The 14,506-nt window shown below is 62.1% G+C and carries 10 protein-coding genes and 1 pseudogene; 2 read left to right on the forward strand and 9 right to left on the reverse strand.

Annotated elements, in window-relative coordinates; all coding sequences use genetic code 11:
• Positions 1-161 precede the first annotated feature (161 nt).
• The 5 genes from FQ755_RS08165 to gspG form a co-directional block, all read right to left on the reverse strand.
• Positions 162-728 carry a hypothetical protein gene (locus FQ755_RS08165; protein WP_144152924.1) on the reverse strand — a complete coding sequence of 189 codons (567 nt, stop codon included), beginning with the start codon at positions 726-728 and terminating at the stop codon, positions 162-164.
• A 703-nt stretch (positions 729-1,431) separates the two neighbouring features.
• Positions 1,432-1,941 carry a type II secretion system protein GspM gene (gspM, locus tag FQ755_RS08170; RefSeq protein WP_144152926.1) on the reverse strand — a complete coding sequence of 170 codons (510 nt, stop codon included), beginning with the start codon at positions 1,939-1,941 and terminating at the stop codon, positions 1,432-1,434.
• Positions 1,905-3,374 (reverse strand): type II secretion system protein GspL, encoded by a 1,470-nt coding sequence (gspL, locus tag FQ755_RS08175; protein WP_186308452.1) that lies wholly within the window; start codon positions 3,372-3,374, stop codon positions 1,905-1,907. Before gspL ends, gspM begins: the two co-directional genes overlap by 37 nt.
• Before the next feature lie 88 nt (positions 3,375-3,462).
• A complete protein-coding gene (locus FQ755_RS08180) occupies positions 3,463-4,029 on the reverse strand; it encodes a GspH/FimT family pseudopilin (protein ID WP_409937246.1) in 567 nt (188 codons plus the stop codon).
• Positions 3,944-4,390 (reverse strand): type II secretion system major pseudopilin GspG, encoded by a 447-nt coding sequence (gene gspG, locus FQ755_RS08185; protein WP_144152982.1) that lies wholly within the window; start codon positions 4,388-4,390, stop codon positions 3,944-3,946. The genes FQ755_RS08180 and gspG overlap by 86 nt, the downstream gene beginning before the upstream one ends.
• Positions 4,391-4,522: 132 nt before the next feature.
• Here gspG and FQ755_RS08190 point away from each other — a divergent pair, with 132 nt between their 5' ends.
• On the forward strand, positions 4,523-4,957 hold the full coding sequence (locus FQ755_RS08190) for a type II secretion system protein N (RefSeq protein ID WP_144152930.1): 435 nt from the start codon (positions 4,523-4,525) through the stop codon (positions 4,955-4,957).
• Positions 4,958-5,034: 77 nt separating this feature from the next.
• Here FQ755_RS08190 and gspF read toward each other — a convergent pair whose 3' ends face one another.
• From gspF to gspD, 3 genes are read right to left on the reverse strand one after another with little or no spacing between them, the layout of a single operon-like run.
• A complete protein-coding gene (gene gspF / locus FQ755_RS08195) occupies positions 5,035-6,252 on the reverse strand; it encodes a type II secretion system inner membrane protein GspF (RefSeq protein WP_144152932.1) in 1,218 nt (405 codons plus the stop codon).
• Position 6,253: 1 nt separating this feature from the next.
• Positions 6,254-7,759 (reverse strand): type II secretion system ATPase GspE, encoded by a 1,506-nt coding sequence (gene gspE / locus FQ755_RS08200; RefSeq protein WP_144152986.1) that lies wholly within the window; start codon positions 7,757-7,759, stop codon positions 6,254-6,256.
• A gap of 17 nt (positions 7,760-7,776) precedes the next feature.
• A complete protein-coding gene (gene gspD / locus FQ755_RS08205; protein ID WP_144152988.1) occupies positions 7,777-10,248 on the reverse strand; it encodes a type II secretion system secretin GspD in 2,472 nt (823 codons plus the stop codon).
• Positions 10,249-11,770: 1,522 nt separating this feature from the next.
• On the opposite strand from gspD, the gene FQ755_RS08210 reads away from it, so the two are divergent.
• Positions 11,771-13,198: a substrate-binding domain-containing protein gene (locus tag FQ755_RS08210; RefSeq protein ID WP_144152934.1), complete on the forward strand. Its 1,428-nt coding sequence runs from the start codon at positions 11,771-11,773 to the stop codon at positions 13,196-13,198.
• 525 nt (positions 13,199-13,723) lie between these two features.
• On the opposite strand, the pseudogene FQ755_RS08215 reads toward FQ755_RS08210, so the two are convergent.
• Positions 13,724-14,439 (reverse strand): annotated as a pseudogene (locus tag FQ755_RS08215) (IS5 family transposase).
• Positions 14,440-14,506 lie beyond the last annotated feature (67 nt).

Below are 14,506 nucleotides of genomic sequence, written 5' to 3' on the forward strand. Positions count from 1 at the left end.
AGTCGCGCCTTTCGGCCCAGCGCGGTGACGAACCCGTCAGGGGGAGCGTCAAGCAGCATGCCTGGTGTAGTCTCGAGTGGGACGTGTAACCAATATTGCTCGCGCACTGACATATCGTTATCCAAAAATTTCCGACTGCTCTACTACCCATTCGTCATTACTCATCCCGCTCTGCCCGGTTCCAGTGACCTAGTTGCGTCGGTGGCCACCTCTGCAGCCCTTCGTAGTTCCTCTTGATACCCGTTCGCAAACTCTCGCATGTCGGCCGGGTACCTGGTCTGCGGGTTGACGACCGCCCACTCGGAAAAGAGATACGAATTGTGGTAGTGATAGACCGCCTCCAGCGCAGCATCGAGCGAGGGGTAATGTGCGTTGCCTGGGTCCAGATCGTGATGCGCTGCGACCTCGTTACGGTAGTCCACCATTGACTGCCAGTATGTATCCCACTCGGCTTCGTTCATCCCCACAGCGGCGCGCAAGCCGGTTCGGAACTTGTCATGCCCGGCCTCGGGTATCAGTCGGCTCCAGTGGGTGTCTTCGTCACGGTTGCCGAACAGCTTGCACCACTCGATCACGGCGAGGTCCAGTGTCCCGCCCTGGATGATTCGCCAGAAATCGATGCGGGTCTGCGGCAGGACTTCATGCATCACCCGCTTCACGAGCGCCGTACGAGCGAAGCCCCAGCAAAGCTGTATGTGCCGCTCCACAATCTGTTCACGCGCCATCATGTCTCTGCCCCGGGGGTCGGTTGACAACGATCATATCCGAGCGCCGCTTCAATGCGAAGCCGTGACGACGTTCCGCTTTTTCGGGTGCTACGGCAGTTCGAGCGACCACGGTTTTACGATAGACCAACGGCGGATTGGCCGATCCCGTGTCAAGACGCAAAATCACTGGGTTTCAGGACGTCTCGCTACCCCGCCCGAGGTGCCACGAGGCCGATATAGCGCAATCTAAGCCGTCGCTTTTCGCGCTGAGCCGAAGCGGCGTCCTTGTTGACACGGCGTGGGCCCTTAAAGCAGCCCCACGCAGCAGCCCCACGCGACAGGCGCAAAACAGGCTGATCTTAACGTCCAGCCAGCCCAATTTAGTTCGCGTCTCAAATCCGGCCAATCTCACGAATCAGGTTTGAGCGTCGTCCGCCACGGGACCGGGCTCCTAAGCACGTCGTTGATTGGCATGGGTGGCTGGTCGCAACAATTCAGTTCCGCGCACGTGCGCCGCACTGAATGGCGCGGCGCAGTACTTCCCACCCCGAAGCGCGATGCTCACAGGCAAGGGGCCCGCTGCCCTCCCTCTGACGAGCCACATGGATTCCCGGGGCAAAGGCTACCGGGCCGTTGAGCGGCGCAGTCGTTACGAAGCCAGACTGCAAGCGAGAGCCAACGGCCGGCGAACCCCGGATGATCAGCACGCTACCACTCAGTGTCGCTATCCTGCGGCCGGCTGCAGGGTGGCGGACACGCTCGCATGCCCCAGTTGGGTATCCGCCGTCACATGGATATTGACCACACGCACGTGGGCTGTCCGACGCACCGCGTCGAGCCAGATCATCCATGCGTTGAAGGGTGCACCTTTCACGTCGACCTGTACGCCCTTGCCTATCACGGTCAACTGCGCATTGGCGACGCCCGCTGTGAGAAGCGACGCGGACAGCGCGTCGCGCAGGCCAGCACCTGCGGGCGAGCGTACCGCCTCAGCGCCACGCAGGCGCCGAACCTGCTCGGCCTCTGCCCGAACTTCGGCGAGCTGGATTTCAAGTTGCGGCAGGTTCCCGGCAATTTGCGCCCGACCGTCAAACGCAGGCTCCCACAGTACGCTGTAGATGAGCACGGCCATGAACACGATCGCCGCGCCCACCAGCAGGCGCTGTTCGCGAGGCGCCCGCGTCCCGAACCATTCTTTCAGCGCGGCCCAGGCCGCGCGGACTTGAGCGTCCATTTACCGTTGTCCTCCAGTGCTGACAGCCCCTGCGCCGCCAGGCGGCGCGTGAGTGCGTCCTCATCCATTTCGGTGCCCGGCTTGAAGGTGACGTCAAGCGCCCCATCGCTATAGTCCAGCCCCGCGAGCGCCGCCGACGGCACGGGCGGCAATGCTCGCGAAAGCGCCGCAGCAAGCGCCAGAAAATCATCGGAACGCAGCTCACCACCTGCCTGGCGCATGCGCGACAGTTCCGCCGCCATTTGCTCATGCGGATCAAGCACGACCGTCGCCCCGGGGAGCGCCTCTTTCACCAGTCGTGTCATCTCCGCGTTGATTGCGTCGCGCCGGTGACGCAGCTGAAACCACTGCACATTCACGGCGACGACCGACACAACCAAGGCTGCGCCCGCAAACCCCAATGCTACCCTCCAGCGCTTGAGCCCGCCCTCACCTGGGCGCACGCGCCCGGCACGCGCGAAGGCGAACTGGCAGAGATTGAAGCGGCAGGCGAGGGCTTCGCGGGCAACGCGCTCCCAGGGAAGTATTTCGATCCCGGTTGGGCATGCTGCAATGTGCGGCGCTTCGCGCACCCCCGAACCGTCTTGCCCTACGGCGAGATCATAAACAGCAAGCAGTTCACCTTCCGCCATCCCCGAAAGCGTCGTCTCGAGCGCCGTGGCGCTCACGCTCACGCCGTAGCCGAGCGCCCCCTGACTGACCGCCAGTTCCACCCAGCCAGCATCCCCTTCCCCGGCGGCGATCCGCGATACCTGCGTCGGCTCACGTCCCACGATCAGCACCGTGGTCGCAGCCGGCGCTGTCGCGGCGGGCGTTGCTGCAACCGCGAGATCGGCAGCGCCCTCCACCGGAGCGACGGCCGTGTCGCCGACCGCTTCGCTGATGCCGTCCTTCGCATCCTTCACCGCAGCATCCAGCGGCGCTTCATTCGCCGGCGACCCATCGACCGGAGAGACAGCAGACGCGCTATCTTCCCCAATATTCGAGCCCGCTTCATGCAACGGGATGCACCGCGTCAGCGGCACCGCGCGCAGCCCGCGATGACCGGCCGCACTGAACCGCTCGATGACCCCGGCGAACCATTCGCGATCCAGCACCGCGACGCATCGTTCCCCCGACGCAAAGGGCAAGGGATCGATCGCAATGTGACTGCGTTGCGCGTCCTGGATCAGATGTTCCTCGACAGCGTTGGGCAACAGGCGCTCGAGCCGTGGACCCGTCACGGGTGGAAGCTTCACGTTGAGCAGCAGCGTGTCGCGCGCGGCCACGATCAGTACGGTCGCGTCCGCCTTCGGCAGTGCCTCAAGACCCGACCAGCCGGACCCTTCCAGCTCGCCCCTGCGCCCGAATACCGCGAAGGGCATATCCCTCGCGCCGGCGCTCTCCCCGACGACCGGATTGCCCGATGGCAACAGCACGATCAGCGTCGACATGGACCGGCTCCGCCCTGGTTGATTGCGGGCATCGATCGTCGCCCGTCTGACCGCGTGGAAGCGGGCACGTGCCTCAATGCGCCCGTTGTCATGGCCGCCGGACCTCGAAGCTACCAATGCCAGTTCCGACCACCAGCATTTGCGCATCTCCCGAATAGAGCGTCACCGTCACGGGCACGTCAATATTCTCGTCGCCAAACACGACGCGCGAGACGCTGTCGCCGCTGCCGGTGTAGTGGATCGCCACACCCGTCACGCTCGCGCCCCAGTTGTGCGGCTTGAGCACGTCATCTGAAAGCGGTCGCCATGCTCCGTTCTCCGCGCGCTGATAGAACCTGTATCCGCCATCGCCCGGTTCCCAGGCGATCTGCGCTGACCGGATCTGCGCCTCGTCATCCGCGGACTCAAGCATGGTCGCCAGCCGCTGCGCTTCTTCGGCCAGGTTCGTGCGGCGGTTGCCAGTCGGTGCCAGCTCCACCATCGAAATCAGGATGCCCGCAATCACCAGCACCACCAGCATTTCAAGCAGCGTGAAGCCGCCCTGTCGCCGGACTCCGGTACGCAGGCCTTCACTGCCAAGACCCAATGTCCGCATCATTGCCCTCCCCACCCGCCTTGCCGTCCGAGCCATAGCTGAAAACGTCGATCGCGCCATGCACGCCCGGGTTCAGGTACTGGTACGGATTGCCCCACGGATCGTTCGGGAGCCGTTCCAGATAGCCGCCGTCCTTCCAGTTGTTCGGCACCGGGTCCACGGTCGGTTTCTGGACCAGCGCTTGCAGACCCTGATCCTGGTTTGGAAACCGACCGTTGTCGAGCCGGTACAGGTTCAGTGCCTGCATAACCGCGCCGATGTCCTGCTTCGCTGCGACACGCCGAGCCTCGTCCGGCCGGCTCATGATCTTCGGCACGATGAGCGCGGCCAGGATACCCAGAATCGCGATCACGACCATCACTTCAATCAGCGTAAAACCTCGCTGCAGGCGCTGCCGCAAGCGGGCGTTGTGGCGCTGCATCGTCAGCCTGTTCAGATCAGTCAGCATCGATTCACCATTCCGTCAAAAATTGGGGGTATTGAATTCAACAGACGCCACGCCCTGCGACATACTGCCGATCAGGTCGCCACCACTTACAAACAGGCCCATACCATGTTCCGTTCCTTCATCACCCGGTTCCAGTCGCCGCCCACACTCGCTGCCATCGCCGCCATCGTGCTGTTCGTCGCCGTGCTCGCCTGGTGGACGTGGATCTTCCATACGCCCGCACCACAAGCGCCCGCACGACCCGCCCCGCCACCCTCCATCGACGCATCTGCTGGCGCCACCCTGTTCGGTGCAGAACCGGACCGCGGTCGTCACGACCAGGTGCAACTGCTCGGCATCCTCGCATTCGACCCGAAGCATGCCGCCGCCATCATCAGTGTCGGCGACGGCGCCACACACGTCGTACGACTGAACGGCGCCGTCGCCGACGCCACCACCCTGCATGAGGTTCGCGCCCACTCGATCATCGTCGAGCGCAACGGCATCCAGCGTGAAATCGCTCTTCCCGCCGCGCAGAGCCCGAGTGCATTCATGCACTGAAAACCTGGCCGTCCCGCGGATCCCCTCTGCGCTTGCTGCGCGTGACCACTCGTGCACGGACGGACGCGCCGCGCTCATCACTGCACCAGGTTATTCAGCTCGATGATCGGCATCATCACAGCCAGTACGATCACGAGCACTATCCCGCCCATCGCGAGAATCAGCAGCGGCTCCAGCAGGCTCGTGAGAAACATGGTCCGGCGCTCGAGTTCCCGCGACTCGCCTTCCGATGCGCGGTCGAGCATCGTCGTCACATCGCCCGTTGCTTCGCCCGAGCGGATCAGGTGAACAAGGACCGGTGGAAACGTCTTCGTATTGCCGAGCGCCCGCGAGAGCGACGTGCCTTCGCGCACACGGACGATCGCATCGTCAATGTTGCCGCGCATCGCGTTGTTGCTCAGCGTATCGGCTGCTGCCTGTAATGCGCGCAGGATCGGAACGCCGGCCGCGGTGAGAATACCGAGCGTGCTCGCAAAGCGCACGGTGTTGTAGCCACGCACGAGTTTTCCAAAAAGAGGCGCAGTGAGCACCCATCGGTCAAACGCAAGCCGCGGCCCGGACTGCGCAAGGATCTTTCGTATGATCCAGACGAGCACGGCGACGCCAACGACCGTCGCCCACCACCAGTGCCGAACGTACCCCGACAGTGCAAGCATCAGTACCGTCAGGAGCGGCAACTGCTGTTTGGTGCTCGTGAATACGTTGGCCACCTGCGGGACGACGTAGCTCAGCAGGAATGTCACGATGCCGAACGCAATGCAGGTCACCACCGCCGGGTACGTGAACGCCAGCATGATCTTCTGTCGCAGGCCATTGCTTTGCTCAATGTAGTCGGCCAGCCGCGACAACACGATACCGAGCTTGCCTGTATGTTCGCCGGCCGCCACCAGTGCCCGGTAGATTTCCGGGAAATCGCGCGGATGCTCACTCAGTGCATTCGCAAACGAGTGCCCGCCGACCACCTCCGCCCGGATCGATGCCATCAGCTCCCGGATGTAGTCGCGCTCCGCCTGTTCGGTGAGGACCGAAAGCGTCTCATCAAGCGGCAACCCCGCGATCAGCAGGCTCGCGAGCTGGCGCGTGAGGATGGCCTGCTCGCGCTGCGAGAGCCGGCGCCCCATGGACAGGCGCTGGCTGCGCTCGCCACGCATGCGGCTTGAAGCCGGCTCGACCAGCAGTGGCGTGAGACCCTGGGCGCGCAGTTGCCCCCGCCCGGCCCGCGCGCTGTCGGCGTCCAGCACGCCCTTCTTCGTCTTGCCCGCTGAATCGATCGCTTCGTACCGGAATGCAGGCATGTCAGTCCCCACCTGTGACGCGCAGCACTTCTTCGAGCGAGGTCAGCCCCGATTCGAGCCAGCGGTTCGCGTCTTCCCGCAACGTACGCATTCCGGCCGCGCGGCCGGCCGCCAGGATCTCGGCGTCCGAGGCGTTGCGGTGAATCAGTGGACTGATTTCCCCGTCCATCAGAAGCAGTTCATACACGCCCCGCCGGCCCGCGTAGCCGGAACGGCCGCATTTCTCACAGCCGACCGGATGCCAGGTCGTGATGCCGCCCTCGACACGCGACTCTTTGCACGCCGAACACAGACACCGCACCAGTCGCTGCGCGAGGACGCCCAGCAGCGAGGATGCGAGCAGATAGGGCTCCACACCCATGTCCGTCAACCGTGTAACGGCCGAGGCCGCATCGTTTGTGTGCAGCGTCGCGAGTACGAGGTGGCCTGTAAGCGATGCCTGCACCGCGATCTGCGCGGTTTCCAGATCCCGGATTTCGCCGATCATGATGATGTCCGGGTCCTGCCGCAGGATCGAGCGCAGCGCGCGTGCGAAGGTCATGCCGATCCGCTCGTTGACCTGCGTCTGGCCGATGCCCGACAGGTCGTATTCGATCGGGTCTTCCACCGTCATGATGTTGGTCGTCGCGGTCTCGAGGCGCGACATCGATGCATAGAGCGTGGTGGTCTTGCCCGAGCCGGTTGGCCCCGTCACCAGCACGATGCCGTGTGGGCGACCAATCAGCCTGTCGAACTGCACAAGCGTGTCGGCTGCCATGCCCAGACGCTCGAGATTCAGACGCTGCGCGTCCTTTTCCAGCAGCCGAAGTACCGCCCGTTCCCCGTGCCCCGTCGGCAGCGTGGAGACACGCACATCGACCGCACGGCCACCCACGCGCAGGGTGATGCGGCCGTCCTGCGGCAGGCGCTTTTCTGCGATGTCGAGCTGCGCCATGATCTTGATGCGGGAGATCAGCGCGCCATGCAGCGCCTTCTTTGGACGCACCACATCGCGCAGCGTGCCGTCCACACGAAAGCGCACCACCGACGCATTCTCGAACGGCTCAATGTGGATGTCCGACGCACCCTCGCGCGCCGCCTGCGTAAGCAGCGCGTTGATCATGCGGATGATCGGCGCGTCGTCCTCCGATTCGAGCAGGTCTTCCACCTCTGGCAGGTCCTGCATCAGGCGAGAAAGATCCACCTCCCCCTCGACCTCACCGACCACCTGCGCGGCGGTGCCATCCCCCCGTGAATACGCCGAGTTGATGGCCTGGGCCAGTTCCTCCGCGGGCACCCGCACGATCACCAGCCGACCGAAGGTGCGCGCCACTTCCGCGAGTGCCGGGACCGGCGTACGCTCGCTCACCCATACCTCGCACTCCTGCTCGCGACGATCCGCGATCAGGATCTGCCCCAGCCGGGCGAACCCATACGGCAGCAACCGCACTGATTCGGGCGACGGTGAGGACCGCGCCACCGGGATCGGCGGCGGTGGGGATGGCTGCGTCGTACGCGCTCCATTCATGGCGATCACCGAACCTGTCATGGCTGCATCCGGTTGACGTTCGCCGGCTGTGAGGCATCGGGCACCAATGTCGGCGGCTGCGGTGCTGGTGCGGTTTGCGGCACCGGCTGCGCCGGCAAGGTCGCGCCGCTGTCCGCAGGCACGAGGGTGCTCGCCGCGCCGCCTGTTATGCCCGGGGCTGCTGTTCCTTGCGGCTCATCCGGTGCAGGCGCGCCTGATGCCGGAACGCCCGATGCCGCACCGGCCACCCTCTGGCGCGTCATCCGGTTCAGATCGAAGATGCCCTCGGCGGCGGGAACACCCTGCTGCGGTCCCGGCGGCGCCGGCGGCAACGTTGGCGAATCATGATCCCGCTCGATCCGGTTATCCGACTGGAATCCCGACATCTGCTGGCGAACATCGTTGTAGCGGCTCTGCGAAATGTCCGCCTGGGTCGTCGCGTCGCGGATGATCACCGGCCGCAGGAACACCATCACGTTGGTTTTCGTGCGGCTCTTGTTCTCGGCCCGGAAAAGCGACCCGATCACCGGAATGTCGCCGAGCCAAGGCACCTTGTTGTTGCCGTCCGAGTAGTCATCCTGGATCAGGCCGCCGAGAACAATGATCTCCCCGTCGTCGGAGAGCACCGTCGACTCCACGGAGCGTTTGATGATGGTGACGCCTCCATTGTTGTTGACGGAGGTCGGATCGACCGACGAGTCTTCCGAGTAGATCTGCAATTTGATGACGCCGCTTTTCGCGATCTGCGGCTTCACGTGCAGCACGATGCCCACGTCCTCGCGGTCAAACGTGTTGAATGCGGCAAGCCCCGACGTGCTAGAAGTCGCAGTAGACACCGAACCGTTCTCGATGGGCACGTTCGAACCGACCACGATCCGCGCCTCTTCGTTGTCGAGCGTGATGAGGTTCGGCGACGAGAGGATGCTCGCGTTGCTCACGGTCGCCAGCGCCTGCACCAGCGCACCGAGGCCGAAGAACTTGCCGAAGTTGTGCAGCAGACCGATGTTGATGCCGTTATTCAGGAGCGTCGTGGTCGCGGCCGTCGACAGGTTCTGCCCGATGGTCTGACCGCTTGCCGTCAGGTTCACAATCCCCTGGCTTGTCGACGTATTGAAGTTGGTACCGCCGATCAGCGAGTTGGTGCCGTTGCTTGACTGCAATGCCCCCTGCCACTGCACCCCCAGATTGGCCGCGTCCGTCGCGGTCATTTCGACAATCATCGCCTCCAGGTAGACCTGCTCACGCCGCACGTCGAGCTGGCTGATCACGTTGCGGATGCTCTCGTACACCGGCTCTGGCGCCGTGACCACCAGCGAGTTCGTCGCCGTATCGGCCTGGATCGACTCGCCGCCTGGGTTCTCCTCACCCCCGCCGCCGCGCGCGTTCGCAAGCAGTCCTCCCGAACCACCCGAACCTCCGCCGGAGGATCCACCACCCAATGCTCCGGACTGCCCACCCGAACCACTGGTTGACGCCCCAGGCAACGGTGGCAGACCGGGCGTGCCGGTCGATGACGATGATCCAGACCCGCCGCTGCTGTTGCCGCTGGTCGTGCTGTTGCCCTGGCTGAAACTCTGTGATGACTTGTCCGAGTCGGAATCCGAATCGCCTCCGGACAGACCGAGCATCCCCCGCAAGACCTTCGCCAGTGAACTTGCACTTGCATAATCCAGCCGTATCACGTGCATGTTGCCAGGCACCCGGGTCGGTGCATCGAGCTCTGCAATCAAAGCCTTCGCGGCGGCGATTCTCGACGGACTGCTCGCGCGCAGCAGCAGCGCATTGATGCGCGGATCCGCCTCGACCGACACCTTCAGTGTCGCATCGGTATTGCCAATGCCCGCCGGGTCCAGCATCTTCTGGGCAATCGGCGCGATATCCATCGCGCTTTCGTGCTCAAGGTGCACCACCGCCACACTTTGCGACTCCGACTCATCGACGCCGGCAATGACCGCAGCGATGCGCCGGACATTATCGGCATAGTCGGTCACGACCAGTGTGTTGTCGTTGGCATATGCCACGACCAGGTTGTTCGGGCTGACCATCGGCTTGATGACGGGCAGCAGCGCCGTTGCCGACCCACTCCTGAGCCGGAACACCTGCGTCACGACCGTATCGCCGCGCGCGCGTGGTTCATTGCCGACATACGTGGGCACCCCCTGCAGCTTGGCATCGGCTTCAGGCACCACTTTGAGAATGCCGTTGTCCTGCACGAGCGCGAAGCCCTGCATGCGCAGCGCGGTTTCGAGCGTCTTCAACGCCCGGTCGCGACTCACCGGATTATCGGCAGCAAGGTTCAGTTGTCCCTTCACGCGCGGGTCCACGATGATGGTGGTGTCAGTTGCGGCGCCGATGGCTTTCGCCACGTCGCTGATCGGCGCGTTCGTGAAGTTCAGCGTGACCTGTGCGCTCGCCAGTTGTGCGGAGAGCAGGCTGATGACAAGCATCGAGCGGGACAGACGGACAAGCGGAGTGCGTAGACGTCTCATGGGCAATGGTTCGGTGCCGGCTTTTTGGATAAGCCGAAGCAGCCAGCCGCTCCGGCACATGGATCGTCCGATGCGCAGGAAACACCTGGCGCATACCCTGCCGGTCGCACCCGTTGGTCTCATCGCGGGCAGATCAGCAGCGTCAAGGGTAAGCACCTGAACCACTCAAAATTGTGACACGATTCTGTTGTTCGTCTGAGAGCGGCCTCATCATGCGGGACTACTGACCAAGTGCGCGGAGGTAGCACATCATGGATCCGGCCGCGGCTCATGGGACCTAGCGGATGCACCGGATGCAACGAACGCGTCGGCAGTCCCGGATTGACCGGCAATCGCACAGGGTACGGTGCCGGCACGCCATGACATGCCGCGCCACACCGGCGAGGGTCACGCCTTCCGTATTGGGTACCAGTACAACCCCGGCAAGGGCAAAGGCGGGTGCCATCCTGCGCATGTCCGGTACGCTCCCAAGGTCCCTCGTCCCGTTCGTCTTCCCAACCGGGGGGGGCTTGGTCCTTCTTTTCGACATACCCAGATTCATTGCAGTCCTCCTCCCATACTGTCGACTCCCGATTCCATCATCTTCGTCACCATGCTCGCGTCCATGAGAACCACGCAAAGCCCACATCAGCACGGACCTGATCGTCCTTGAACACCCACGAGTTCCCCATCCGTTGCGACGGTGCCCGCGACACATCTGCCCCTTGCTACGGTCTCAACGTCTCCGTGTGCGCCTCGCGCTCCGGTGTTCACTTGTGCTTCGCGTGTACCCTCGACCGGAGCGACGCCTCAGGCTCAGCACCAAGTGAGATGCCGACGGCGAGGCTTGCCCTACGGATGCGCCACCCTTCGATCCGACATCGTCCTCGGGGACACCTGGCAATTTACACCTCTTGAAATCTATATAGGCGTTATATCGAATTATAAATATGCCAATTGTATTTCCGGACGTTTGTCGCGTAAAACAGATTCGTTTCACGATTCGTTCACAAAACAGATACGATTCATCTAACCGACACAAGATGGTTATTTTTCGCTCGAATTAGAATCCTGAATATTGGGAGAATTGAATCTGTTTTTCGTGTCATGATCTATTCACGTAATGAAGCACACTCATGAGCGTGTCCGGCCATTTCAGGCGATGCAGCCATCGTTGCCCCAGCACTGCGCCGCATCTCGTCAAACCCAATACAGACAAAGCTCTCGTGGAATCCGCTTTCAACCAATCGGCTTCATCTGCCCTGCCAAGGCGGTCGGCACAGATAATTTTCAGGGAGAATTTCGAAGGTTCTTTCTCGTCTGAATCGAGTTTAGCGAAATCTTTCTCTCCCTTACTTTCAACGCATCTTATATTTACTCTTTAGTATCGAAATACTGCCAATCCAGATTCTTCATTAACGCACTTTGTCAAAAAAACTTCTTACCAAAATAAGGAAGTCGGCCTATATTTCATTCGCGGTCTGAGCGATAAGCGGGCTGCACCGGGATTTACTTCTTTCTCCACAGCTTCTGAGGATTCCTCATGAAATTCAGCAAACGCAAGTCCATTCTGGCCGTTATGCTCGTGATGGCAGGTTACGGCGCGGCCAGCGCCGAAGCACAGACCGTCGTGCTGGGTGGCGGTTCGTCCCTGGTCGGCCCGTCGATCCAAAAGGAAATTCAGGATTTCGGTGGAACGCTGACCTACTTCACCGATAGTTCGGGCGCCGGTCAGACGGCCTTCTTCAACAATGACGCTCCGGCACTCGTCTCCCTCTCGGTTTCGGGCACCGTGACCACTACGCTGACGGCATCGGGTACCGTGGACTTCGCCAACAGCGATGCCGCGCTACTGGCAGCGCAGGTCACCGCGTACCAGGCGGGCCTGGGCGCGACAGAGGGCCCGCTGATCCAAGCACCCTATATCGTGACGCCGATCACCGTTCCAATTGTGAATGGCCCGACACCGACAAGCACGACGACGCCGCAAACGACGCCGCTCCAGCCGCATAGCATCGCGCTGAACGACGACGATCTGTGCGGGATCTACTCGGGCAAGCTCACGAACTGGAACGAGGTTACCGATCCGGACACCATCTCGCTCAGCAATCCTGTCGGCACGAAGTACACCGCCAGCATCCCCATCGAGGTTGTGTACCGCTCGGATAACAGCGGCACCACGGAACTGCTCACGCGCCACCTGTCGCAGGTCTGCCATACGGCCGCCTTCACGCGAGTCGTACAAGGCGCGGGCGGCCCAGGCACGACCGCCACGGTTAGCCTGCTCGCCAATTCGAACGTCTCGTTCACCGACGGCCAAGCGTTCACGGCGAACTTCGGCGGTACCAACCCGCCTCTCCCGACGAGCTTCATTGGCGCAAGCGGCAGCGGTGGCGTTCAGAGTGCGCTCCTGGCGGTTCCGACGACGAAGTCGGGAATCGGGTATCTGAGCCCGGACTGGACAAACACGTTCCTCGCAACCTCGAGCCCGTCCGCTTCGGCACAGCTGGCCGTGGCCAGCCTGCGTAACGACCTGTTCGAGGTCACGGCGCCTTTGGGCACCACCACCGTCGACATCGCGCCGACGAATACGCAGGTAGATAACGCCCTTGCAACCGCATCGCCGCCGAGCGGATCTGCCGCGGCAGACCCGACGAATTGGGTCCCGACGGATCCCACGACAACGGCATACCAGGAACTTGCCAACCCGTCGGTCGGCTACCCGGTTTCCGGCAGCTCACAGATCATCGTCAGCCAGTGCTACGCGAACCCGTCGGTCACGTCTGCAGTCACCAGTTTCCTGACCGATCACTACACGAATTCGGAGTTCATCTCGGTCGTGCGGAACAACGGATTCGACATCCCGACCGCCTTCGTTACCGCAATCCAAGGCGACTTCCTGACGGCAAGCAGAGGGAATACGCTGAACATCGGCAACTCGACGGTCTGCGCAGGCGGCAAGGGCCGGTAGCAGCACCAGCGGCGTTAATTCGTCGCTAATTGGGCAATAACACGCCATGTCTCCTCACAGGCTTGGGGACATGGCGTGTTGCTTTAGACAAGTGTGGTTCGTTGTACCCCCGCAGCATTGCCGACTGATGTGACCTCTGCCTACCACAAGGCATCAGCACTATAGACAAGCCACCACCGCAACTTGATTTGCTCTTTACCTCGGTTGTAAGAAAATATCTTGCACCCGCGGCCAATAAGTGACGCTGCCCTTCCTTTATCTGCTAGCGGGCGTGCGCCGCGCGGCTCCCCGCTACGCCGCACTCTTGGCATTTGCTCACATCGACCTTTGATTTCTTCATTTCCGCCACCGCTGTTGATCCTGTTTCTCCGCTACCTCACCTCTCGATTCTGCTTTTTGACGAATCGTGAAAGCACGGCGACTCGGCAATTTATTTGGAAACTGTCATCGAGACGTCCTGCACTTCACACCGGCGCATATTGCGCCGGCGCGCTTCGTTCAGGCAGTCCGAGTTCGCTCGGTTACTTAGCCGATATTCACATTTGCGACTGGGCTAAACGCGCAGGCGATGCAAACACGAGTTAGCTCTCGGCGAGCTTGTCATATCGACTGGCGACACGGCGAAAATGCCTGATGCGATTGAAGAACCGCTCGACCAGATTGCGTCTACGGTACGGGACAGGACACGGTTGTAACGGCGCTTTGTCTTGCGATTCGAACGCGGGGGATCACGACCTTCGCGCGGGTAGCAAGAGTCCGTCGCACGAAACGGTCAGCATCGCAGCCCTTGTTTGCGACAACCGCTCTGGTGCGCAGATGCCCGACTAGTTGCGCGGCACACGAGATGTCGGCTACCTGTCCTTCGGTGACTGTCTGTCGCAACGGGCGACCGTTCAAATCCACCGCGAAATGCAGTTTGGTACTCAGTCCGCCTCGGGAATTTCCAAGCGCTTGCAGACCGCTTTTTTAAGCCGTCCGCCGAATGCTGGTGCGTTCACACGACCGTCGAATCGATCAGCATGCGCTCGATTTGCGTCCGGCCTGCCCGTGCATTCACAACACGCTGCGACATATCCTTGCTCGGCCGGCGCGAAAAGTGCATGCACACCGTTTATGCCATCGACCGAACTCCGCAGGCAAGTCGCGCCACTTACTGCCAGTACGGGCAATCCACAGTACCGCTTTGAGAAATTAGCGATGCTGCATGCCGTTCGGTCTCGGTCGCCTTCCTTGCCCGGCAGGACGTCTTACACTTTGTTCCATACTTCGTCGTTCAGTAACGTTCGCACTATCCTGTCTCGCAGTGCA

Origin of the sequence: Paraburkholderia sp. BCC1885 (genome assembly GCF_900996235.1) — a bacterium.
In the GTDB taxonomy this organism is placed as follows: domain Bacteria; phylum Pseudomonadota; class Gammaproteobacteria; order Burkholderiales; family Burkholderiaceae; genus Paraburkholderia.

Coding starts and splice junctions, on each gene's coding strand:
- gspG (WP_144152982.1), bottom strand. CDS start 4,390: ATGCAGCGCCACAACGCCCGCTTGCGGCAGCGCCTGCAGCGAGGTTTT.
- gspL (WP_186308452.1), bottom strand. CDS start 3,374: ATGTCGACGCTGATCGTGCTGTTGCCATCGGGCAATCCGGTCGTCGGG.
- gspM (WP_144152926.1), bottom strand. CDS start 1,941: ATGGACGCTCAAGTCCGCGCGGCCTGGGCCGCGCTGAAAGAATGGTTC.
- gspE (WP_144152986.1), bottom strand. CDS start 7,759: ATGAATGGAGCGCGTACGACGCAGCCATCCCCACCGCCGCCGATCCCG.
- FQ755_RS08210 (WP_144152934.1), top strand. CDS start 11,771: ATGAAATTCAGCAAACGCAAGTCCATTCTGGCCGTTATGCTCGTGATG.
- gspF (WP_144152932.1), bottom strand. CDS start 6,252: ATGCCTGCATTCCGGTACGAAGCGATCGATTCAGCGGGCAAGACGAAG.
- FQ755_RS08165 (WP_144152924.1), bottom strand. CDS start 728: ATGATGGCGCGTGAACAGATTGTGGAGCGGCACATACAGCTTTGCTGG.
- FQ755_RS08190 (WP_144152930.1), top strand. CDS start 4,523: ATGTTCCGTTCCTTCATCACCCGGTTCCAGTCGCCGCCCACACTCGCT.
- FQ755_RS08180 (WP_409937246.1), bottom strand. CDS start 4,029: ATGGCGCGATCGACGTTTTCAGCTATGGCTCGGACGGCAAGGCGGGTG.
- gspD (WP_144152988.1), bottom strand. CDS start 10,248: ATGAGACGTCTACGCACTCCGCTTGTCCGTCTGTCCCGCTCGATGCTT.